A 24,336-nucleotide genomic window follows, 5' to 3' on the forward strand; every position below is an offset into this window, starting at 1 on the left:
GCGGCTGTTCAAATCGAATACTTTTCACTAGCTTACTTTTTCTTTATCTGTCCTTTATTTGTAACGACGGTGTAATTCCCCAGTTCGTTGACGTTAAGCGTGAAAACATCATTATTCAGTTTTCCCTGGATAATTTTCCATTTTCCTTTATGGTCTTCATATGCACCAAACTGGACTTTAATCGCATTGGTAGTATCGAATGCCAGTGTAAGGTGTGATTTAAATTTCAACGGCAGTTGTTTGCCTTTTAAGTCGGTCAATGCCAAATCGCTTTGATTTGTTAAGGTTGGGCGTTTATCGACTTCTTTAGCGTCATCAACTGCCACTTCTAAAACAAACCCTTGTGATGCAGCCGTTGCCAGTTGCTGAAGGTTTTTAGTTGAAAGCATCATATCCACTGTCGGCATGTCGATCAACAGGTCTTTTCCGCTCTCCAACAATTCAGCTACTGTTTTTTCTGTGAAAGTAATAGCGAGCTCGCCTTTTTTATCCGGTTCCCCAGCAATTACGACAGCTTGGTCTCCAGAAAAATCAGGATTTGCTTGCTGTTTACCTGGCGTTGCGGGTTTTTCAAAGGCAATTTGTGCCAGCAGCGGATCGTGATCCGATGCGCGGCCATGCTGTTCCATAAACATCGCATTGATGTGGACCATATCCAATTCTGTGCGGTCTGCCAAGTTATTGGTTACCAATAAGTGGTCAAGCACTTGAGAATTGCCCTGGTAATAATACGAGTAGCGGTCTTCAAGCGGCACATCTTCGACTTTATTCGTCAAAATATCGCCTTTTAATGCGTTCATTGCCGGCGTGAACTCGAAATCGTTCATGTCGCCTGCAACCACGACGTTCAAGTCTGGATCTTGTTCAAGTCCTTCTGCAATAAAGCCGTTGATGGCTTTTGCTAATTCGATGCGCTCAGGTTCAGAGCCAAGTACTGGCGGCTGGTTCTGGCCGAATAAGGGCTGGTCTCCGCCTTTAGAATTCAAGTGAGCGCCGATGACAACAACTTGCTCTCCTTGGAATTCAAATTGTGCAGCGATTGGTTTGCGTGTGTTCGGCATAGCAATTGGCTGGACGCGGCCTGGGTTCAAGGCAAGTTCGCCGTCTATCCATGAGTTGTCCTCGGTTGCTGTACCTTTTGTTCCTTCTGAAAGGGTGACGCGTTCAGGGTTGTACAGATAGCCGACGCGGATGTTCCCGCCTGGCTGTCCGCCGTCTTGGTTGTATTCAGGTGCAATGTCAGTCCAGGCATACGTCGGGCCGCCTGCTGCTTCGATGCCTTTGATCAAACGTTCATAGCTTCCTGTTGCATCGCTGTTGTTTGAAGCGATTGGGCCGTCCGTGTCTTGCACTTCTACCATCACGATAATGTCCGGTGAGTTCAGGTCATCAACGAACGATTCTGCAATGCGTTGTGCTTTTGCATCAGACGTATGGCTTGGGTCTGCCGAGAAATTCTCAACGTTATAAGCCGATACCGTCAATTCGTCTTCTTTGTTTTTAATCCATGTTTGTTCCGGCTGTGTTCCGCCGTCTGTCAGTTGCGGCAAATCCGTTTCTTCTGCCCATAGCTTGTAGTTCCCGAAGCCGAAGCCCATAACGCCGACAATATCGCCGTTGAACGAGTCGCCTGCTTTGGCTACAAAGTCTTCATTGTCGAAATCGACCGTGATGCGTTCCGGGTTGAAATCATTTTCCGAGACCAGGATTCCGCCTTGCTTGTGGAATTCTGTGTTCGGCGAGTTTTTCGCTACAACGACTACTTCGCCATAGTTTTGCGGGCCAACAACTTGTGCGTTGGGTACAGCTAAACGCATCAATTCAAGCGACTCCCAGAAATCGATGCCGTCTTCTTTTGGATCAAAAGATGTTAAGCCATCGTTGTCGATGATCTCTGATGGCGGTTGGACATCTTCTCCGATAACAATTGGTTCAGGAAGTGGAGCTGTACCTGTTTTCACTGCGTCCGTAGCACGAATGCGTGTGATTGGCAGGTCATTGTCTCTCATATCTGAATAGCCTTCTTGGAAATGTTCTTCCACCGTTCCGTTGACCGTTACCAGGTCACCGACTTGAAGGCCATTTGATGCTTTGTTAACGATTAACGCTTCTGAAGTCGTCAAGTCATTATCCGGGTTAATGTCCTGGATAACAAAGTTTGCTGAGTTGTACAAATGCGTGACAACACCAACGATTTCATTGACGGCTACGCCTTCGTACGCTGAGTAATGGTCATCGCCCTGAATGTCACGGATTTTCAAGTCCGCTGTTTTCAGGACTGTGTATTCAAATGTAAATACTTCCGATGTTTCGTCAGAAATTGCGATTGCTTTGATCGCTGTGTCTTTTGTCAAGACGATTGGTGCTGTGTATTTTGTGCTGGCGGCAGTTGGTGTTGAGCCGTCAACTGTGTAATAAATAGCGGCATTTTCCCAGCCGGAAGCTAACGTGATTTCAGCTCCTTCTGAAACGACACCTGGGAACGTATCGGCGTATACTGCCGGTTTGTTGACCAGTTCAAAGCTGTCAAAGCCAAGTGTTTTCACCTGGTACGAATCATTGTATTTTGAAGCGATTCCGTTTACATGGATCAAATCGCCTTCTTTATATTGTTGTGTAAATTGCTCAAATGTTACTCCGTTGCGGTTATCGTTGCGAATTGTGATTGCTTCGCCGTTTTCAGCTACTGCCGAAAACTCGAACGTCCCAAAATCGTTCACACTTTGTAAATCTGTAATTGTGACGTTCTGCAGTGCCACGCGCTCGCCTTGAGTGTCTTCATTGACACCTCTTGGCTCAACGGTCTGGACTGCTGGCACTTCGTTGTTTGAAGAGACCACTTCCACCGTGTTTGGCTGCAATTGAAGTTCACCGCTGTACTCAGAAACCGTACCTGTCAAACGGACGATATCTCCCGGTGCTACTGCTGCGTTTGAAGTGTAGACATAAATTCCTGCTGTGTCATCTTGTGCGTAAAATGCGTTGCCGCCCCAGAATCCTGTTCCCGTTGTGACGGTTGCTTCGACTTGGATCAGTTCACCCATCATTGTGCGGGCTTCTGCCAGTGAATCCACGACCGTTGCTTCAGGCGGTGCTTCGCCTTCGGATTCAATTGTGAAAGCTGATGCTGAACGCAATCCTGGAACTTGAAAATAAGCACCTAAAGTCCCTGTGATGGTAACTTCAGCTTTAAAGTTGGTCGGATTGTCAACCAAGTTCAAACCTGCACGTACAGTTCCTGTCGGCAATTGAACTGGAATGATTTTTGTTGGATCTGTCTCGTCCGGAGAATCGGCAAGACCCAGATTTGTAGCAGCTGTAAAAGGTGCTTCCTGGTCATAGTTGGTTCCACTTGTTGCCGTTCCAACAATATAGCCTTTCACTGTAGCAGCCCCCGCGTTGTTCGCAATTGCTTCTGCAACTGTCAGCGGTTCTGCAGCATTTGTCGTCGTTGCCATATATGGCAGCACTGCAGACAAAACCAAAACAAGGCTCAATAGCATCTTCATAAACGTATTTCTCGCCAAAATCTTCACTCCTCAGGAATAGTATAGGTTACGTAATAAGTATACAGGGAAAAGCTGCTAATTCTATTAAACTTTTGTAAATAATGTTGTTTTTATCTCATTTCGTGCCTGGCACCCGAACAATTCTTACTCGATCTCCCCGATATCCGGGAGATCAGGTTCTTCACAATACGCCAAATACCCGATCCTGCATTTAGAGTAAGGTCTAGGCAAAATCGTGGTCAAGTACGTCACATTAAGGAATTCATATGGAGAACTGAGGGAGTCTGCGTACAGGTGAAATGAGCTATGAGGATAATCTTTCATCGCTTCCGCCATGGGTTGGCTCGTGTTGAGGGGATTCCTGTGAATGTAGCGGCTGACCGCGAGGATGCTTTTGGGGGTTACCGCTTTGTCTGCGTAATAACGGCTTTCGTAAAAAAAACCGCTGTACTTGTATTTCTTCTTGTAGTAATCACTGTAACGCTTGTTGATGAGTGCCATGAGCTTTCCCAATGGCACTTCAGGAGACCGGATCAATAAATGATAATGATTGGTCATCAGGCAATAGGCTAAAATCGTAAACGAATGTTTTTCATGCGCATAGGTCAGCACCCTGAAAAAGGCAGATCTATCCGAATCATTCAGAAAAATTGCTTGTCTGTTATTCCCCCTCATCACCACATGTTCGTATACCTCCGGGTTCCATATACGTCGGTTTCTTCCCAATTTCCCACACTCCTTTTAACTTTTATTTATATAGTAGAAACAAGCTGACCGTTCGTCAATTGTTCCAAAAAACGGATAGTTAACTTTTGTCTTGGGATAACAACTCAAAAATGATTTTTCACAAGCATTGCATGCGGATACAGGCTTTTTCGTGGTCAAACTTTATTTTTGAATTGTTTGGGTGCCAGGCACCCAAACAAAAAGCCGGGAGAAATTTCTCCCGGCTCCGGCTTGTTGCCATTCTTCCTATTCTTTTGTGATGACAAACTTTTCTTCTGTAATAAGCCCTGCTGCATCCACTACTTTCAAGGTATAGCTATTTTCTCCAAGGCTGGAAACTGGCACTTCAACGGTAATGTCTTTATCGAATTCGCCTTCGCCATACGGCTCGGTCATGTTTTGGCTGAAGACTTCGCTGTCAGTCAAGTACACTTTGATGGCGTCCATATTGTCCCTAACATTCAAACTCACTTCCACGCTGTCTTCGCTGGTTGTTTTGGGTACGTCCAGCAGTTCGAGTTCGGCAGGCTGGGTGTCAATCAACACTTGGCTGCGCACTTCGAGCTCGTTGCCCGCCTCGTCGATGGCTTTGGCGAAGATGTCGTTCCGGCCGTCTTCAAAGGTCACGGAATGCTGGAAGAACCAGCCGTCAAAGCGATCGGCTTTTTCACCGTTGACTGTGACCGACACAATGCGCGACTGATCTTCGACGCTGCCGAAGACATCCACTCGCTTGGTGCTCAATACTTCAAACAGTCCGGGAGTGATAATGGATACAGCTGGTTTTTCAGTATCGGCGACTGCACCCGTAAGCGCCACTTCGGTTTTATTGCCGGCAGTGTCATGGAACACGGCTTTTAGTTTATCGCCTGCTTTAATTGCTACCGGCACAACGTATTGGGTAGTGGCAGGTGCCAAGGATTCGTCTTCAAAGGTGTCGGGTTTTTCCGTCAGCTCGACATCATTGAGGAACACTTCCCAACGGTCCGCTCCACCGCCCCCTGCGTTATCCGCAAAACTGGCGACCGTCACGGTTTTTGTTTCTGCATTCAATGTGGCTTTCGCAGCTGGCGCCACCGTGTCGACCAAAATCGGCAAGGTCAACGATTGCCATTCAGCATCCGGGTAATCAATGACGGCGCGCATTTGAATCTGGTAGTTGCCATCTTCCACCGTTTTGCCCAGCACTTCCCCGTTCCATTCATTGAGCGCATCGTAATAATACGAAAAGTTTTGGGTATAATTTTTCACGAGATCCCTCCCGGTTTGCAAGGTCCGCAGTTTTTTGCCATCTGCATCGAGCACATTGACTTCCAGCCCTTTGGCGTTGCGCAAGAGCGAGAACGCTGGAATGACAGACTCTCGGCTGCCGTCGCCATTTGGTGAAAAGGCAAAACGCTCAGGCGCATAGCCTTGCTGGTGACTGCCGCCATTGAGGATCATGCCGTATTCATCGGTCAGGAAGGTGGATGCAAAAAATGTTCCCGGATCCCAAGCTACGTCATCGAACACCGGGGCGTCGTCCCATCCGCCATTAAATCCGAAATACGGTACAACAAGCGGCGTGTTGCCGGTTACGCCTTCATTTCCATCGGTCAATGTAATAAACCCATCAATGAAGTAGCCGTTGGTGAATCCTGCAAATTCCGGCCGCCCTTGCAAGGTTGAGGCGTCGATTGTCACTTCGATTTCTGCCGTGCCATTTGCCGGTACGGTTACTGTTTGGGGTGCTGTGACGTTGACCAGATCAGTTACCACGTTAGCGCCCGAACGGTTCGGATCAGTTACGTCAATGTTCCGTTCCGGAAGCTTCGTGACATAATCGGTTTGGACGGTGACCGCTACTGCATAAGTAGCCGCTTTGTCTGAAAAATTCTCGGCCTGCAGCGTCATGGTCATGCGATTGTCCTGGATTTCCTTTAACGCCACTTTGGCGTCGCCGCTGTTCCCTTCTGTCAGCATGACATTTGTCGACAGCGCGTCGTGCAATTGCATCAAGCCGGAACCTTGCCGGCGCGGAGACACAAACTGGCCTGCGACCAACTCCACCGGATTGGCGGTATTCATCATCAGGTTTTTCGCAAATTGTACCCGGTCGCGCCCGTCAAGGCCCAGCTCTTCGATGCGCTGGAACAGGAGGGCTGCTCCGCCTGCCACGTGCGGCGCGGCCATTGAAGTTCCACTCATCAGGCCGTATTCATTGTTGTTGAAGGTGGAGAAAATATTGCCGCCGGGTGCTGTGACTTCCGGCTTAAAGTCCAAATTCGGGGTTGGCCCCCAAGACGTAAAGTCGCTCATCTTCCCGGCATTCGGATTGGGCGTTTCCAGTTTTGCTCCGTCAAACGACACGGTCACTGCCTTGCCTGCAGCAAGCGCCGTTTTCATCGCCAATCCATTGGCTTGAAGCGTCGACATAAACGGAATGGTGATGGATGGATCGGATTCCATATTGATCGGTCCGGTTGTGTTGTTGTAAATAATCACGCCCGCTGCACCCGCTGCTTGTGCGGCAAACGCTTTTTCCGTAAACGGAATCGTCCCCCGCGCGATCAAGGCGAATTTGCCGGTCACCTCTTTTCCTTCAAAATCTGCCGGCTGACCCAAACCCACGTCCACTACGGCGTAAGAATCGGCAGGCAAACTCTCCGGCTCTGCGCTGTTTGCCAGCAAATACAGCGCGCGTTCGGCTTCCGCTCCCTCAATTTGATACAAAAAACTGTCGGTAGTAAGGGCACTGTTTTCGAAAGAAGCCACGCCCAGCGAATCAATGGCGGTTCCCGGTGTGCCTACTAAGCCGTAATCCTGGTTTTCCGCAAATGGCGACAAGTAACCTGAGCCGCGCAAATCTTCATTGCCCGCCGAAATGGCAACGAGGATGCCATTGTTCGTCGCCCGTTCCACAGCCTGCTGTTCCGGGCTTGATGTATCGACAAACCCTGCTGTTGCACCGAGCGACATATTGATGACGTCCGCTCCTAATTTGATGGAATCATCGATTGCTTTGATGTAAATATCTCCGAACGTCGATGCGTAATACGCATCATTGCCGAAAACTTTCAATGCGAGCAGCTGCGCTTCCGGTGCGACGCCTTGAATGCCGCCGGTTTCTTCATTGCCATTGGCACCGATTGTTCCCGCCACGTGCATACCGTGCATCGAGGCACCAGGCGCAATGTCGCGGATTTCCGTATTGGCGTCCATGTAGTTATAACCGAATGGCACTTTCTGCGTAAAATACTTGCCTTCTTCTATTTCACTGTTTGAAACAAAAGACTCTACTTCGGTTTGCGTCAGAGAAGCCGTGGTGTTGTTGGTCAACACCATGTCCTGATGGTTCGGATCAATGCCTGTATCGATGACGCCGACAATCATTCCTTCTCCTTTAAACCCATAATCACGCCAAGCTTGCTGCGCCTGCACGAGCTCTTTGGAATATTTCATGGTTGGTTTGACTTCTGGGCGCTTGTATTCGGTCGCTTCGTATACGGCTTTCACGTTCGGCAGCTTGGCGATTTCCGCTACTTGCCCTGCCTCTACTTGTGCCGAGAAACCGTTAAAAACAGCTGTGAAGGTTTGGAGATAATCAATCGCTGGCGCTACGTCCTCAATCGACTCTTGCACGGTTTCCTGCTTTGCCGCAGCAGCTGCTTCAATCTGCTGTTTCTGCGCATCCGGCAGCTCTTTATAAAGAACGCCCCTTGAAGTCGCTGCTTCAATTGTCGGCTCTTCCTGCAGCTCGATAATCACCCGCACACTTTCTTTCGGTGATTCCGGCTTGAGCAGCGCTTGCGCCAACTCAATCTTCGGTTCCGGAGCTGCCTGTACTTTTACACTGTCGAAACTGCCCAGACTTCTCGTTACAAGTAGTAAAATTGCTAATAAAATTAGCATCTTTTTCATACTTCTTCCTCCCTTTTCTGAAATCCTTATCTAAATTATCAAATAATTAAATCAACTTCATTTTTCCAGTTTATCAACCAAAAGTCCATGGTTCTAAAGCTAGCTTATTTGTTAGTTATTTTCGAATTATTTAGGTCCTTTAGTTTTTCTGTGAAATTCTATGTGCCTAATTGTGTCGGTGCCAGGCACGCACACAATTTCATTTGCTTACTTGGAAAAATTCCCCTATACTTAAAAACAGTTCACTTATTACCAAAATTTATAAAAGTGAATAGCTAGACATTTTTTTGGGGTGATTTTATGCGATTCAAATGGAGCTACAAACCAGTCTTGGTTATGATAGCGACCATATTTTACTTCTTTTTATTGATCAATGGAATTGAAACATACTTAAATGACAGTTACGAAGAACGAGCAGCTTGGCGCGGAGAAAATAAAGAGGCCTTTTTCTTTAACTACATGATTGTTTTCAGCTTGTTTATTGTGTTTTTGGGAATCTTCAACCGCTATTTTCTTAGTTTTTTTATAACAAATGCAGTGGTTATTCTGCTTGCCGTCTTTAGCTATTACAAGTTCAGTTTTCTTGGGGAGTTTTTGTACCCATGGGATTTACTGCTTTACAATAATGTCCTGAATTTGCTGCCTAATTTGTATGAAACCATCAATTTGACACAGGTGATCGTTGTTTTCGGTTTGATTGTCGCTGTCCTTGTTGGTTTTTCGGCCTATTTGTTCATCAAAAAGCCAAAGCGTTGGATTCGGCTAACTCCTCTGGCGCGCTTGTTATTTATTGGTTTAGGAGCAGCCTATTTGAGCATTTTCGTGTTTTACCGCTCAATTCCTGATGTTGAGTCTACTTTGAAAGATGCTGGAGTTACCAATATTACCTTTGACCAAGGCAAAAATTACAAATCCAACGGCTTTCTGCTGACGTTTTTATTGAACATGCAAAGTGCGATTGTGCTGCCGCCCAGCGGTTACAACGAAGAAAACATTTTGGATATTGTCGATGGATTGAATAAAGTTGAACCACAGTCCAACTCTGCGCCGGAAACAGATCCAAACATCATTTTTATCATGAGTGAATCTTTTTGGGATCCTACCTTAGTCGAAGGGACATCGTATAACGAAGACCCGATGCCGACGGTTAGATCTCAACAGCAAGGCCAGATTCTGGCTCCTGCTTTTGGCGGCGGAACGAGCAATGTGGAATTCGAGGCACTGACCGGCTTTAGCAATATGTTCTTGCCGCCCGGCTCTGTTCCGTACCAGCAGTATATTAAAAATGAAGTTCCGGCAATGCCCAATTATTTGGCTGACCGGGGGTATCAAACCACTGCAGTTCACCCATATCCAAAATGGTTCTGGAACCGGGAAGAGGTCTATAAACATCTCGGTTTCAACACCTTCATCGATATAGACGGTTTCACCGATCCGGTCTACAAAGGACCGTACGTTTCTGACCAACAGGTCACGGATACCATTATCGAGCAGACGGAAGCGAATGAAGATCCGACATTCGTTTACGCCATTACGATGCAAAACCACACCAGCTACAATGTCGATAAGTACGACGACTTTACTGTGGAAACTGGCGTGCCTGCTGGGGTTGATCCGGTCTTTAATTTATTGCTCCGGTCCTACACGCAAGGAATCGCGGATGCAGATGCTGCGTTCAAGAGTTTAATCGATTATTACGAAACATCTGATGAACCCACCATCGTTGTGTTCTTCGGGGACCACCTGCCTGGTCTTGGCAACGACTATAAGTTTTACAAACAAGCCGAGTACGTGCCACGCGGTGCGGGAGATATTAACTGGAGTCTTGACGATCAGCTGAAAATGCGGTCCACTCCGTTGGCCATTTGGAATAACTTTGACACGGAAGTGCCGGAACTTGGAACCATCAGCCCGTCCTTCCTGGCACCCGTCGTATTTGATTTGGCAGGAATCGAACAGCCTTTGTACCATTCCGTTCTGGAAAACTTCAAAGCCGAAATGCCCGGCTACACGAACGAAGTAAAACTCGATGCGAATGGTGAATTGTTCAGGCTAACACCTGACGAAGTCGAAGCCACTGAAAACCAATATGAACTGATTCAATACGATCTGCTCTTCGGAGATCAATATTCTTTAGACAGGTTGTTTGAAGATCGGTGATAACCCATGATAAACCCCAAAACCCTCACGATCCGATTATACGGTTCGTGAGGGTTTTGGGGTTTTGGGGTTTTGGGGTTTTGGGGTTTTGGGGTTTTGAATTGTGTGGAATTGTGTGGGTGCCTGGCACCCACACATCAATCACCACTTTGCGGATGCGTAATGGATCCCATAAACAGGACAATGCCTGACTTTTCTTCGGTAATCGTGAAGAAAAATGGACGATTGACCCTCATGGATATTGGTTCAGCTATGCCGGAAGGTTCCACAGTTGTCACGGACGTTGCAGCAGCAGCTTCTGTTCCTTCCTCGTTTACATCGATAAACGTTTTTTGCAGAACCGAACTGATTTTCAAGCGAACGTTTTCTTGAACCAGCTTAGATAAATTTGCCCGATCATCAAATGCGGATTCCATGCCAAGTGTCTTCAATGATTCCTTTAACTCACTTTCGTATTCTAATTGGAAAGCGGGAAGCTTGAGCGAAACTTCCTCTTTGCTGAATTCCCCGCTCCACTCTTCTAACTTTCCTGCGGTCAACGATGTGGAGAATTCGTCGAGGGATGAGCTTTCCGAAGGAAGAAAGACGTTCATACTCAATCCACCTTCGCCATAAGGCAATGAAATCGCTTGAAAACGATCGGTTTCCATATAAGGCAAGCTTTCAGTAAGAGCCATTAGTTGTACATCTTCTTCCGTTCCGTCCCGCAATTGGAAGATATCACTTTCTGTATCGTCTTCTTCGAAGGGATACTGCCAATTCCCTTTGAAATAAATAGCATTAACGAGGATCGCAACCGTTTTTGGGTCAAGAGGTTCCTCAACAATGCTTTCTATTTTTTCATTTGTTGCATTGGATACCCAATTGTTGATGGCATCTATTGATTCTTCATCTGCGACATCAATTTCGCGAATTTCCGCATTGAAATAATCTTGAGTATCTTGCGCGAAGTCTTTCTGAAAAGAATATTCATCGTTAAGCCAGATCGAATTTCCCACATTCAGCTGAACTTCTTCCGATTTCCCGTGAAGCCTCATCATCATTGATGCATTCGCTTTGTTCAGCTCTTCAACCTCAATGCCTTCTTTTTGCAAAACATCCGCCATTTCACTTTTTGTTTCTCCATCCGCGCCATTGTAAGCTATTGACAACGACATTTACAAACTCATTGGGGAAATAAAGATATTGCCTTCTTCATTAGGTTCGATTTCAGCCAGTAACTCCAATCCCAACTGATTGCTGGCGGAAATAATTTCTTCGTAACTGCCTTCGCCAAACACCACATCTTCTGAAATTTCAAGGCTCTCATTGTTGTCACCACTGCTACAAGCTGTGGTGATGAAAAGAATTCCTGCTAATAAAAATGGAATGCTGCGTTTTTTCATCCTCTTCCACCTCCTATTATTGGATTAGACTGGAGAAAGTGGAGAAAGTTACAAAAGATTATTGTGTGGGTGCCAGGCTCCCACACAATTCTCCCAAATACCGGCTTACCGGATATTCAACCATCAAAAGATTGAACCAATCGTAGTCTAACAGTATTTTCTACTTACCTATTTAGTTTACTTTAAAAGGTATTAAGACTGCATACCGTTCACTAATTTAGCGTTTATAACAGTCAAACTTCATCAAATACACTGAAACATCACCACTGCAGTGAGTGTGACATACTTAAAAGCTTGCCCACATGCGTTCGAACCCTTATTTGAGGTCAGAATCAAGGCCGTATAATCCTGATAGATAAACTGAAAGAACGCCTATTACATAGAAGACTATTTATGGAAGTAGACTCTTAGGTTTATATTCAGGATTATGATATATAGGTGAAAGTTTCGTAGAAACGAAATGGAGACTAAAAGAAAAATCCTAACCCATTAAGGATTATATGACCACATTCTTTAGTCATTTGCCGTTATTGCAATAGGGTATGAATTGTGTGAGTTACTGCTAGGATTTTTATCGTTACGACGCTTAATATTCCAACTTCACCATAAGAAGAACCTCACCAATAGGTGAGGTTCTAAAATTAATTATTTATTACAATGTTGTCTGCATTCTCTGTATTAATGTTTAGATCAATCGTTACTGTTTTAGACTCATCGTTGACATCTTCTATAGTGACAATTAAATGGTCTTGAGCGAATGAGGCTCCTCCATCAGTATTTAAACTGAATTGAATTTGATTGTTTCCTACTACTGTTGCATACAAACCATTTAATGGCGTCGTAAAGTTCATGGAATCATAATTAATTTCTCCATTAATAAAACCTACAGATATATTGCTATCAGATCCCCCAATAGTGATTGGTGTTGTTTGATAACTAGATGTAGTAAAGAAAGTTGCAGTTGTTAATTGTCTTTGGTTATTTGCTTGTCCAACTGTGACAGTCAAGCCATTTAATGTTAACGTGTTTGTTTCTTCATTAAACGCACCACTTACTTCGGGCACTTCGGGTTCGCCATTCTTGTCTTATACATTCTCTATCTCTCAGTTTTATAACAAGCCTACACCGTACAAGCGACTTTCATCGCATACGGCGTGCTATCAATGTAGTTCTTCTTGCTTATTTCCCTACTCGAGTATAGCAAAGATATTAACAAAAGGGAATAACTTGTTTATTATTTTTTAACTTACTCTCTGACTATTGTTTCTTCGGGCTCCATCTGACGGTTTCAGAAGATGCCCATGGCTTTTGGAAGTTCGGGAATGCCTGCTTGTTCAATCAGCCGGTAAAATTCCAGCAACGCTTTTGGTCTTGAGGATTTCCTCAGGACTTCTTTTTTTACTTGCCTCGAACCACACACAATACGTTCCCTTCAGTTCATAAGCTCGTTTGAGCTCATCGTCCATTTCGAGATAATGCTTCAAGTAACAATGGTCCTTCTCCGTCAACTTCTCTCTATTTTTGTAGAAGACATCGCGCATCCGTTTGCCCTTTTTGCTATCATAGTCATTCCAATTTTTCTGTATACTTCTGTGTACACCATCTATCACTCAGTAAATGTACCGGCAGAAGTGAAAATAGTAGGCGATGGTTACCGGTTGCTGAGTACTTTTTTGAGCGCGACTTTAAAGAAATAGCTCATGTCCATGATGACAATGTCTACCAACGCGCCATTTTGCTGGAGATACTGTTTGATTGTCTCTTTTTCCGATTGGGCATAATATCAATCTGTTCTCCCCTTTCGCCATTGGCGATATTCAGCTGGTACTTTCCTTCGCGGGTGTCGCCTCGTATTCGTCGATGGCAATGATATGCAGAAATTTTGTGATTTTGGTAACTTCCTGAAGCGCAACTCTATCGAAACGCCGAACGATTGTTGAAGCGGAAGCACCATATTGCTTAGCCACTTCCTTGAATGTTTTCGCTTTGACGCTGCGCACATGGACAGCCTGATTCTATTTCTTCGAAAATCACTAGTAGCGCTTCACAAACGTGTTCTGTTCGATGAATTTCTTCCCATACGCCTCGTAGACATAACGTCTATTCTTGTTGAAAAGAGAGGTCAGACTTTCAAGTATTTGGATCCTGTAGTCGTAGACGCGCTGAATCTTCTCCCGGCAACGCAGTCCTCCATCTGTTCCAATTTCGTTATTTTCACATCTTCTAAACTCGGAATATTCATGGTAAAATTCAAGCGCATGCATCATCTCTTTTTTTACTTGGTAATCGACATTTCAAATATAAAAGAAATTGGGAGTTACGTGAATTTTTGCTGGTCAAATTGTTTGAATACCCAATAATCTTTGTAGTACCGTTAAATATGAATCTACTTATAAAAAAATTGCCTTTTCTAGTAAATATATTCAGTATGTGTGTGTCTGAAAACAGAAAAACTTCAAATAGTATCTCTTTTTCAATTTTTTTCCATTTTTGATTCAGTTCAATATTTTCTCCACTAGGTTTTCATTTCACGGTCTCACAAATTTCTATTAAAACTAATTTGATTTGCACAAGTGATTAATGACTCATTACTAGACTATTGATCCAATTTAACTGCTTATTCAGTAACTTAAGATCTTTCACCAACTAATATATCGACCTTGATAACTTCTTTGTCTTGATCAAAGCAAGTATATGTTTTGTTGGTGCCTTGTTAAAAGACGCTGCATTTTCAAACTCAATATTCCCATCATTTTGAGTAATTGAAGCAAATTCTCGGCTTTCAGCGTTCACTGATAACGTAACTTTACTATCAGCAATTGTGGATGAGACGCCAGCTATTGCTGGAACTGTAAATCTTTCTTTTGAAACAGAAGTTACAACCACTTTACGAGCAGTTGTAACTTCCGCATCACTTGTAGTAGTTTCTACAGTTCCGTTACCTTCAATAGGCACTAGGACGTCAAATTATATATTTTTTATTCGACTATATTCTTCTAGAGTAATGGTAACTTCTTTCGCTACAACTAGTTGAGAAATAGCTTTTGAGCCATCTAACTTTACAGAAGTAGTTGTATTGATTGTCAGTATACCCATGTTAACGCTATCATTTACAAATCGTGTTCCACTCGTATCAGTAATCAGAACTGATTTGAGAGATCTGTTGTTTATAAAAGTCGCATGAGCTACATCTGTAATTTTAGTAGTTCCAATAACTGCTGGATTGTTTATAAAGCTAGCATTATGTGTAGTTACTTTTGATCACTGTTTAGCAGTTAACGATTTCATTATTTAAATCAATATTAGTAAGGGTATCAACTGTTAACGTACTGTCAAAAGGATTAGTCTCTTCAATAGTAGGGTTACTCAAAACAGTATTGAAAGCCGAAACATTATTTACAGTTACTTCGCTATTTCCATCTCATACCGCACAAGCGTTTTCCAACGTATATGGAGTTCCATAATCATTTATTTATGCCATTTTAATCCTTTCGTATATTCTAAAAAGAATCTTTATAGGATAAGATAATTTGACTATATAACTAATTCAAGAATAAAAATAGAAGCCAATCACGTATGTGAACTGACCCAAAAAAGTTGGACAAAAAATTAAGCAGCTTGTTGCACATGAGTCCGGTATTCAATCGGACTCATGTTTTTTAATTTCGTCTTCATTCGTTTCTCGTTGTAATAGACCATGTAGTCATCCAGCTCCTGGCGGAAGTGTTCGACACTTTCAAATTCCTGCAGGTACAGAAGCTCCGTCTTGAGGATGCCAAAGAAGTTCTCGATGACGGCGTTGTCGAGGCAGTTCCCCTTTCGGGACATGCTTTGGGTGATGTTACGGTCGGCCAATGATTTCTGGTACTTCTTCATCTGATACTGCCAGCCCTGATCGGAACGGAGGACAAGTTCCACTCCGGGATCCAGCCGTTCAAAGGCCTGTTCGAGCATCGTAGAAACCAGGTCATACGTCGGCCGGCTTTGGACCGTGTAGGCGATGATTTCTCTGTTGAACAGGTCCAATACAGGCGATAGGTAGAGCTTCTGGCCAAAAAGGGCAAACTCCGTCACATCGGTCACCCATTTTTGATTTGGTTTTTCGGCCGCGAAGTCCCGTTCCAGCACATTCGGAGCTGTCTTTCCGACATTGCCGCGGTAAGAACGGTATTTCTTCATCCGCACGCGACACGTGAGACCGATCGCTTTCATCAACTTCAAAACGGTTTTGGGGTCGAGCCGAATGCCTCTTTTTCCTAATTCGATGTGGATATTCCGGTGCCCATAACGTTCTTTGTGCTCGTGAAAGATCGCGTAAATGGTCTCTTTTATCTCTTTGTATTTATCGGGATGCTTGTGGTGTTTGATCCAGTAATAGTAGGTGCTTCTCGGAATCGATGCTACCTTGATGAGGTCGACGACCTTAAATTCATGCCTTAGCTCATAGATTACTTGGGCTTTGAGTTGCGTTGTGACCGTTCATTTTCTTTCACTAAGGCATTCAACTTTTTTAGGTACGCATTCTCCATACGCAGTCGCTCCACTTCTTCCTGGAGTGATTCGGTTGACTGCTTGGATGGTGTGGGTTTTTTCGGTTTCTCGTTCATGGATGGACGCCCCTTTTTCTTTGGAATAAGGGCGTCTATTCCACTTCGCTCCACCGTTTCCTTCCATTTCACCACCGTGCTTCTGGTGGGAATATTGAAAACGGCAGCGACTTCGTAAGGGGACGCCCCAGTCTCGTTCATAAAGGTAAGTACGTCCATTTTAAACTCGGCCGTATAGTTTGTATACCGTTTCCGCAATCCGTCTTCGCCGTGGTGCCGGTAAAGGTCAATCCATTGGTGGAGCACTTGCCGATTCACGCCATAGTGCCTGGCAATTTCTTTTTTCGACTCATGACCAGCTAAATATTCGCGAATAGCCTTAATCTTCGTTTCAACCGTAAATTTCGTCATAGAAAAACTGCACCTCCATTGTTAGTTGTGTCTAACAATTTTGGTGCAGTTCATATGTGTGATTGGCTTCTATTTTTTAGCAAGCTTACATCTGGGGAAATAAGCTTTTTGTAGAATAACTTACACTGACTGGGTTTCTTCGCTCCTGCCGGTTTTCTCCTCCCCAATCATTACTGATCAGGTACAAACGGCCGGCGATCGACACTACTACAAACCCGCTGCCATCCTACAAGCCTCACAGGTGCTAACACACCTCTTCAAGCAGGACTTCAAACGTTCCATTCGATTGATCCCTTAGTTTAATAACCGTAGGCTTCCACTATCCAGGCGTAAGAACGAAGGGTTTAACAGTTCGAATTAGTCCCAACGCAGCTTGTCATTTCAGACAAGCAGAACTGAAATGAGCCAATAGCTTAATTTCACATATCAGATTACATTACCCTGCCTACATGGATTCGTCATCCTAGCCATAGTTATTTTTTAAAGAGCCCCGCCTCATCTTCATGAGTACGACTTCACCTGACTTCACCCCATTGGATTGTTAGATCCGCACCGGACGCAGGAGGATTAGGCTGATGACCATGAACTGTTCTCAACGACCGGTACTTCCCCGGTCTATTCAATCAAATAGTTAGAACAAAAGCTCCTATTGCTAGGAGCTGTATGTTCCACCCGTTTCACCTTTCGGCTTATCGGGTAACGTTTCGTTTAGTTTTATTAATTGGCGATAGTTTGGTTCGTGTTTAGAACAGTTTGGTTCGTCAATGCAGGAATTTTGTTTCCTGAGAAATCTTCGATGTCAGTTCCATTATACGTTACTGAAACTGGTACATTAACTGGAATGTCACGAGCTAAAGTCAATCTAATTGTATCTGGTGTAAGAATTTCATTTCCTTCAGTATCGGTTGTTAAAGTATTAGCGAAATCAAATACTGTTACTTCGACTGGCGCTCCAGCAACCAATACACGGAAGTCATCACCATCAACTGAATCACTTGCATTAGCAATCCGAATTGCTTCGTCATACTTAAGTTCAATTGTGTTAGTAGAACCTGTAGCAGCTGTTAACAATTCTGGTGCAGCTGAACTGTTATCAACTTCGAAGTCTGCAAAGCTTAGCGCTTCGTTGCCATTTAAGTCTTCAAGTACGTTATCTTCTCCAACTGTAGTAGAAGCATCGTAACTTACTGTTACAGTCGCATCAGTTTTAATGTCTACGTTATTGAATGTGAATAGTAACTCATCAGAATTAGTACCATTAGCTACTGAAGATACATCAACTTCTTCTCCATCAACTTTGACAGTGAATGGATTTTCTTCTCCATCAACTAGAGCGAATGGAGCAACTGTTTCACTGAATGTTGCAGTAAACGCAGTACCAGCTTCATTTACTTCTGCATCTTCAATTTCTGGCAATGAATCAGCAGGCATTTGAATTGTAGTGTTGTAGAAAGTACCAGTACCGTAATCAATTAATAATTCAAACGATCCAGTTTGATCTTCTGCAATTCCTACATTTTCATTAGTGAATGCAACAACATCATCAGCTTCTACCCAGTCGCCACTTGTGCGCTCGTAGTAATAAACATTTTGGATTTCGTCTAAGTTGTCCTCAGCTAGAGCATCTTCTTCCGTTAAGTAAAGTTCAAATACAGAGTATTCTCCATCTTCGCCTACATTATCAGAGTAAACCGCTTCAATTCCATCCCATTCGATTACAGCTGTGTATACTTGAGGAGTTCCTCCACCTTGACCAGTTGTAACAGTGTAAGTGTAAAGGCCTTCTTCTTGTGTCACATCAAATAACAATCCTTCAGTTCCGCTTGTACCATCATAAAGATCGCGTGCTAAAGTTGAAGTATCGCCATCCGGGCTTGTAACACGAACTGTTGCTGCATCATCGATGATAGTAGGATTTTCTAAGTTATATACTTGGAAAACAGTATCTTCAAACGTTACTGAAGTTCCAGCTTCAAACTCTTCTTCATTCGAAAGTGTTACATTGTCAATATCTTCATTTTCTACATCAACAAGGTTGCCAGCTTCATCAGCAAGATCATTACCATTGTAGCTTACTGTAAGATCTTCTTCACTAGTCAAAATATCTCTAGCTAGTTCTACAGTAACAACATTACCTTCGACTGTTACTTCTGATCCAAGTACAAGACCAGAGTCAGTATCGACACTGAAATCAGTAGCAACTACAGTAGTGTCAAGATCAAAGTTTTCGTCAAATGTAAGCACTAACTCATCACGGTTCACTGAGCCGGTTACTAGTTCTGGTTCTTGACCATCAAGTGTAACAGCTTCAGATCTTCCAGACACAGCTACTTGACCATCTTCACCAAATGTTAATACACGGAATTCAACAGTTTGTCCGTCACGACCGCTATAAATGTAGCTGTCTGAAGTGATGTTATCGAAAGTTTCTTCTGTTACGAAGTTACCACCGTTTACAGATACTTGTAGGGATTGAGAAACTGCAACATCTGTCTCTGATTCCGAAGGATCCCATTCAACCAAAACGTCAGCACCTGCAAGCAATTCAGTTTCAACCATAGTAGCAGGTTCAACAACCGCTGCCATTAATTCAACTAAACGGTTTACGAAAGTGCCAGTGAATTCGTCACCTGAAACGCTTGTTACTACATTAGTACCAGGCGTGTAGTCAATGCGAACTTCATCATCCTGGTCAGTGATAGCATTACCACTTAGCGTTAAAATCAAGTCGTCTCCTTGTACTTCAATGTTTGGAAGAACATTTACATCTCTTCCGTTCACTCGTACTTCAAAGTCGTTGCTTGAAGGAAGTGAATCGTCTGAAAGCTCAGTTCCAAAATCAATAACGATAGAGTCAGTAGAAGTAGATGAACGGTTAACCGCCATTAATGAAACAACTTCTAAATCTCCAGGAGTTGGTGGAGTTACTACCGGTGGAGTATCATCCAATTGAGACAATCTGTAAAGGAAGATTGCGAAATCTCCACGTTTGATTGAAGATTCAATTCCGAACTTAGTAGCAGTTTCGCCAGCAGTGATGTTGTTTTCAACTAAAGCTGCAACTTCTTGCGCAAAACGGTGGTCTTCGCCAACGTCAGTGAAATCTAGATCAGAAGCGTCGCCGCCAGTTAAATCATAAGCTTGTGCAAGCATGTATGCTGCCTGGCCACGAGTGATTGACTGATCCCATCCGAATTGAGTAGCTGAAACGCCGCTAAGTACACCAGCAGCTTTAAGAGAGTTAACTGCAACAGCACCACGAGCAGGAACATCAGAGAAACCTGAGTTTGGAGCTTCTTCGTTCATTAACCCAGCAGCTTTAGCAATCATGATTGCTGCGTCGCCACGAGTGATTGAATTGCCAACACCGTATTGAGTAGCAGTAAGACCGCTTGAAATGTTATTTGATACTACGTATTCAACCGCTTCTTCGTAACGATCCCCTACATCAGTGAATGCAGAAGTTGAAGCTTGGTCTGCTAATGCTGCTGGAGCGATTGCTGTTGCTACTAAAGTAGCTGTCGCTGCAGTTGCTACGAATTTTTTGTAATTCTTTGGTTGGTAAGCCATTAATGAAATTCCTCCTTGGGTTGGTGATGCTATAAATATTTTGAGTCATATAACTCAATTCAGCTACCTTCTTCTACCTGACAATTCCCACCATATGTAGGTTAAGTATGTCTAATGAACGATACTTTAACTCTACTTGTTGTAGGTCTAATGAAAGGTTTCAGCTGATAACTAAACTCTTACTTAGTTTACCAAAGAAATACGGTAAATCAACCACTAATGTAATAATATATCAAAGATTTTACTAATAATGCCAAAAATAATTCAGAAGAATTACGTTTAATACCGTTTTCAGAATTTAAAAAACTTTAAATAAATCTTTTTACCTATATATATATTGATAAAAAAAGTATTTTTTTCTAAAAATCACTCCTTTTATGAAAACTATCACTTATATTTTATTTTTCTATATTTCCATTCCTGTTTTTTTATAAAAAGTATCGATTTATTGCTATTATATTCCTCCAAAATTTTATTTTTCGTACCTTATGACTCACCGACTTTATCCGGTAACTGTAAAAAAGCAAAATCGCTCAAAAATATCATTAGTCTTTATACCTCATTTCTATTTAAGAAAAACTGCCGATTAGCTGCAACCGGATACGCACTTCAACGTGGTTTCTACCTTCACCAAACAAAAAGCCCCGAAAGAAAACGAAAATCCGTTTTCTTTCGGGGCTAAATTATTGGGTTTATTTCGATTTAAGCAGATCTTCATGGACTGTCAGCATGGCCAGGATCGCCGCTACATAGATAGAAACGGCCGGTGCTGTTAATACGTGTCCTGCAGTATAGGCGATTCCGACTCCTAATAGGAAGGCAACGCCGTATAAAATATAGAAATAGGTGAAATGGGTCTTGATGTTAACTGCAAAGTAGATCAAGAATTTACCGCTAAACCAAACAAATGGCGCCATCATGTAAATGAATGTGATCCATCCAAAGGAATAGAACCAATCGTGAAAGTCCATTTCAATCATGGTTGGCGATTTGCCCGGTTCAGGAATTTCGTAATTCCCTGCAAAGCCCATCCCGAATAATTGCTGCATTAACGGAGAGTTTTGGAAATCTTCTTTCATAAACTGCGCATACGTTTCGCGTGAACTAAATACCAGGTTTTGTACTTGTGCACCTGTTATCCCGGTATCTTCTTCTTCTACTACTTCTTGATCTTCAAAACCTTCATCGCCTTCCACCAGCTCTTCGTCTCCTGGACGTTCAACGGCCTCACCAAAGTTGATCCCAAGGGAATCAATGTGGGCAAACATATTGCCGAAGACAGGTGTGACTGGAGTAATGGCAATCAACACAACCGTCAAGAAAGTAGAAATCAACAAATTGATTTTAATGGTTGCGGAACGCTTTTTCATCAGCAGCATAATCAGGCTTCCGAAAAAGACAGACAACAGAACAATGATGATCCCGCCATACCCAACTTTTGTTCCCAATGCCAACATACCGATCGATAACAGGACAAAAGGAATCCAAGACCATGATTTTTTCCAGGAATCGGTTTTTTCAATTGCATACAAAGCCATAATCGGCAAGACAATCGCCATAATGGCACCTATTTCATTGCCTGCATAAAACCAGCCGGTAAAACCTACTTTAGTATGTGAGTAGTTGGACAAACTGGTTCCGGTCAGCTGCGCAATGATAAAGATGATTCCGATAAACATACCCGAAATCCATAAGTATTTTGTTGTTTGACTGGCAATATTGTAGTCCTTATCTTTCAGCTGGCGATAGACTGCCAAAAGTCCAAACAACACAATATGGAAGTAAATCACTTTATTGAAAAACTTGAGCTCTTGAAACAGGTAATAGGGATCTTTGATCTGCAGGTTGCTGATAATGTTGATGCCTATCAGTACGGCAAGCCCAATTAAGTAGGCCACAAAAATACGGCTGTTTTTGCTGGTTCTTGCAAACCACAGCAAAAAGACCAGCGCGAGCACCATATACATGGTCCGCAACAAGACGCCTACCGTTAAGCTGGTGTCCACGAGAAAAATAGAAGCCGTCGTCAGAACATCGATGATCGGTTGAATAGCAATAAATGCTATAAAGAGTATTAGAATTTTTTTAGAGTCCATTGTAAAATCCTCTTTCATTTAGTTAGCTCAAGTTCATGAAATATGGCTGAAAGCTTCGACTGAATCTTTCGCTGATCATAATTTTGTGCAGTTTCAAAAGCTGCTTTAGCGATTTGTTGTTTTTCTTCCATTGTGAATTGGTTATACAGCTCCAATTGCCTAACCAAATCTTCCCAATCCCCGACTTCAAACAACCAGCTGTTGGCTCCATCTTGAACATAGTCCAAAATGCCGCCGATGCGGCTAGCCAAAATCGGCGTGCCGCATGCCATTGCTTCAAGTCCCACCAAACCAAGGCTTTCGCCTTTTCGGGTGGTCGGGAATATGAAAAGTTCAATGATGTTGTAGATGGCCGCTAAATCTTGATGTTTCATTAAGGGAAAATGCAGGACATAGTCATCCAAGCCAAGATCTGACCTCATTTGAAAAAATGCGGCATCGTCTTTTCCTGAACCGACCATGATTAAACGTGTTTTGCTTTTTTCAGTTGGGTTCTGTTCGAGAAAAGCTGAAAATCCTTTTAGTAGGTGATCCCAGCCTTTGCCTACGTCCATTCGCCCTACATATCCAAAATAACGCAACTCTGAGTCTAGGCCCAGCTCTGCCAATTGATGTTCGCGCGATTGAGGGTTGGGATAAAAGACAGATGAATCCACACCGCCTGAAGGAAATATGCTAATGGGCGTGGCCACTTTGTATTTTTCAAGGACTAGCTGCTTGTAGTAATTTGAAGGAGTGATAATCATAGTGGATTGTTGCAGCAGCCTTTTCACGTAAGGTTGAAACTTTTCTTGCGATGCTACTTCCGGCACTACATCACTGCCATGGACGTTGGTCACGATTCGAACAGATGGTTTCAGCTTTTTCAGCAGTAGCAGCGGGAATGCATTGTGAGCTGCATAGTGCACGTAAACTGCATCATAATTTCCAAATAAACCCTTACGGATAACTGTAACATAATGCCAAATATAAGCGAATAATTTCTTCGACTTTTTGGTCGTTTTTCGGACAACTGCTTTGTCTACTGCAAATCCCTCATTCTTTAAAATGGCTTCGGTGTTTTTTACAAAGACACCGAAGCTGGGAAAAGCATTTGAAGGATACATATTGGAGACGAGCAAAATTTTCAAAGACAGGCCTTCCTTTCGAACTTTACTTGTATTCTTCCAGTTTTTGTTTCATGAAATTCAGCAAATCATCGCGAAGTTCAGGGCGTGCCAGAGCAAAGTCCAACGTCGTCTCGACAAATCCACGTTTTTCCCCCACATCGTACCTTTTTCCTTCGAACGCATAGCCGTAAACATGTTGCACAGCATTCAACTGTTCAATCGCATCGGTCAATTGGATTTCTCCATTGGCACCGACTTTCATATTGTCCAAAAAACCGAAAATTTCCGGCGTGAATACGTAGCGGCCAATAATCGCCAAGTTAGAAGGAGCCGTACCCGCTCTTGGTTTTTCAACAAATTTCTTGGCTTTGTAGAGGCGGCCGTCTTTAGAGGACGGGTCCATGATGCCATACCGATACGTTTCTTCTTCCGGCACTTCCATGACCCCGATGACGGAAGACTGGGTTTTGTCGTACTGTTCCATCAGTTGCTGCAGTCCGGGAACTTCCGATTGAATAATATCATCACCAAGCAAAACGGCAAAAGGCTCATCTCCAATGAACTTGCGTGCTGTCCAGACAGCATGGCCAAGACCAAGAGGCGCTTTTTGGCGAATATAATGGATATCTACTTTACTCGATAGTTGAACCGCATTGAGCAATTCGAATTTTTCGGATTCTGCGAGCCGGGACTCCAGAAAATGGGCAGAGTCAAAGTGATCTTCGATTGCCCGCTTGTCTTTTCCTGTAACGATGATAATGTCTTCAATTCCAGAAGCTACCGCTTCCTCGACAATGTACTGGATGGTCGGCTTGTCCAGAATCGGCAGCATTTCTTTCGGCATTGCCTTTGTTGCGGGTAGAAAACGTGTACCTAATCCAGCAGCGGGAATAATCGCTTTCCTAACTTTTTTCATAGGCTTG

At 43.5% G+C, this 24,336-nt stretch carries 15 protein-coding genes; 1 reads left to right on the forward strand and 14 read right to left on the reverse strand.

The annotated features are described in order from the left end of the window. Positions 1-32: 32 nt before the first annotated feature. The 3 genes from AC4EG4_RS04705 to AC4EG4_RS04715 all read right to left on the reverse strand — a co-directional run bounded on the left by AC4EG4_RS04705 (position 33) and on the right by AC4EG4_RS04715 (position 8,135). Complete coding sequence (locus tag AC4EG4_RS04705; RefSeq protein WP_490987061.1) at positions 33-3,527, reverse strand: DUF8508 domain-containing protein; 3,495 nt, start codon at positions 3,525-3,527, stop codon at positions 33-35. 126 nt (positions 3,528-3,653) lie between these two features. After that, a complete protein-coding gene (locus AC4EG4_RS04710) occupies positions 3,654-4,235 on the reverse strand; it encodes a transposase (RefSeq protein WP_490987062.1) in 582 nt (193 codons plus the stop codon). Positions 4,236-4,481: 246 nt separating this feature from the next. Then, positions 4,482-8,135, reverse strand: a complete 3,654-nt coding sequence (locus AC4EG4_RS04715; RefSeq protein WP_490987063.1) for a S8 family serine peptidase — start codon at positions 8,133-8,135, stop codon at positions 4,482-4,484. Between the two features lie 300 nt (positions 8,136-8,435). Here AC4EG4_RS04715 and AC4EG4_RS04720 point away from each other — a divergent pair, with 300 nt between their 5' ends. After that, on the forward strand, positions 8,436-10,295 hold the full coding sequence (locus tag AC4EG4_RS04720; RefSeq protein WP_490987064.1) for an LTA synthase family protein: 1,860 nt from the start codon (positions 8,436-8,438) through the stop codon (positions 10,293-10,295). A 137-nt stretch (positions 10,296-10,432) separates the two neighbouring features. Here the strand turns inward: AC4EG4_RS04720 and AC4EG4_RS04725 are convergent, their stop codons facing one another. The 11 genes from AC4EG4_RS04725 to galU form a co-directional block, all read right to left on the reverse strand. Next, the gene (locus tag AC4EG4_RS04725) at positions 10,433-11,452 is read right to left on the reverse strand and encodes a serpin family protein (protein ID WP_490987065.1); all 1,020 of its coding nucleotides are present in this window, start codon (positions 11,450-11,452) and stop codon (positions 10,433-10,435) included. Further along, positions 11,453-11,680, reverse strand: a complete 228-nt coding sequence (locus AC4EG4_RS04730) for a hypothetical protein (RefSeq protein WP_490987066.1) — start codon at positions 11,678-11,680, stop codon at positions 11,453-11,455. A gap of 641 nt (positions 11,681-12,321) precedes the next feature. Then, on the reverse strand, positions 12,322-12,744 hold the full coding sequence (locus AC4EG4_RS04735) for a hypothetical protein (protein ID WP_490987067.1): 423 nt from the start codon (positions 12,742-12,744) through the stop codon (positions 12,322-12,324). 270 nt (positions 12,745-13,014) lie between these two features. Beyond that, complete coding sequence (locus tag AC4EG4_RS04740) at positions 13,015-13,290, reverse strand: transposase (protein ID WP_490987068.1); 276 nt, start codon at positions 13,288-13,290, stop codon at positions 13,015-13,017. A 207-nt stretch (positions 13,291-13,497) separates the two neighbouring features. After that, positions 13,498-13,680 (reverse strand): hypothetical protein, encoded by a 183-nt coding sequence (locus tag AC4EG4_RS04745; protein ID WP_490987069.1) that lies wholly within the window; start codon positions 13,678-13,680, stop codon positions 13,498-13,500. Positions 13,681-14,326: 646 nt separating this feature from the next. Further along, positions 14,327-14,635: a hypothetical protein gene (locus AC4EG4_RS04750; RefSeq protein ID WP_490987070.1), complete on the reverse strand. Its 309-nt coding sequence runs from the start codon at positions 14,633-14,635 to the stop codon at positions 14,327-14,329. Positions 14,636-15,289: 654 nt separating this feature from the next. After that, positions 15,290-16,638, reverse strand: a protein-coding gene (locus AC4EG4_RS04755) for an IS3 family transposase (RefSeq protein WP_490987071.1) whose coding sequence is annotated in 2 segments (ribosomal slippage) — positions 15,290-16,158 and positions 16,158-16,638 — 1,350 coding nt in all. Because the reading frame shifts where the segments join, the coding sequence is not laid out codon by codon here. 717 nt (positions 16,639-17,355) lie between these two features. Beyond that, entirely contained in the window at positions 17,356-20,208 is a 2,853-nt protein-coding gene (locus tag AC4EG4_RS04760; RefSeq protein ID WP_490987072.1) for a SwmB domain-containing protein, read from the reverse strand. Between the two features lie 692 nt (positions 20,209-20,900). Further along, positions 20,901-22,304 carry an O-antigen ligase family protein gene (locus tag AC4EG4_RS04765; protein ID WP_490987073.1) on the reverse strand — a complete coding sequence of 468 codons (1,404 nt, stop codon included), beginning with the start codon at positions 22,302-22,304 and terminating at the stop codon, positions 20,901-20,903. 14 nt (positions 22,305-22,318) lie between these two features. Continuing rightward, positions 22,319-23,434, reverse strand: a complete 1,116-nt coding sequence (locus tag AC4EG4_RS04770) for a glycosyltransferase family 4 protein (RefSeq protein ID WP_490987074.1) — start codon at positions 23,432-23,434, stop codon at positions 22,319-22,321. 22 nt (positions 23,435-23,456) lie between these two features. Continuing rightward, positions 23,457-24,329: a UTP--glucose-1-phosphate uridylyltransferase GalU gene (gene galU, locus AC4EG4_RS04775; RefSeq protein WP_490977439.1), complete on the reverse strand. Its 873-nt coding sequence runs from the start codon at positions 24,327-24,329 to the stop codon at positions 23,457-23,459. Positions 24,330-24,336 lie beyond the last annotated feature (7 nt).

This window comes from Planococcus sp. TJ-201 (assembly GCF_058268495.1).

Coding starts and splice junctions, on each gene's coding strand:
- AC4EG4_RS04715 (WP_490987063.1), bottom strand. CDS start 8,135: ATGAAAAAGATGCTAATTTTATTAGCAATTTTACTACTTGTAACGAGA.
- AC4EG4_RS04720 (WP_490987064.1), top strand. CDS start 8,436: ATGCGATTCAAATGGAGCTACAAACCAGTCTTGGTTATGATAGCGACC.
- AC4EG4_RS04725 (WP_490987065.1), bottom strand. CDS start 11,452: ATGTCGTTGTCAATAGCTTACAATGGCGCGGATGGAGAAACAAAAAGT.
- AC4EG4_RS04730 (WP_490987066.1), bottom strand. CDS start 11,680: ATGAAAAAACGCAGCATTCCATTTTTATTAGCAGGAATTCTTTTCATC.
- AC4EG4_RS04760 (WP_490987072.1), bottom strand. CDS start 20,208: ATGGCTTACCAACCAAAGAATTACAAAAAATTCGTAGCAACTGCAGCG.
- AC4EG4_RS04765 (WP_490987073.1), bottom strand. CDS start 22,304: ATGGACTCTAAAAAAATTCTAATACTCTTTATAGCATTTATTGCTATT.
- galU (WP_490977439.1), bottom strand. CDS start 24,329: ATGAAAAAAGTTAGGAAAGCGATTATTCCCGCTGCTGGATTAGGTACA.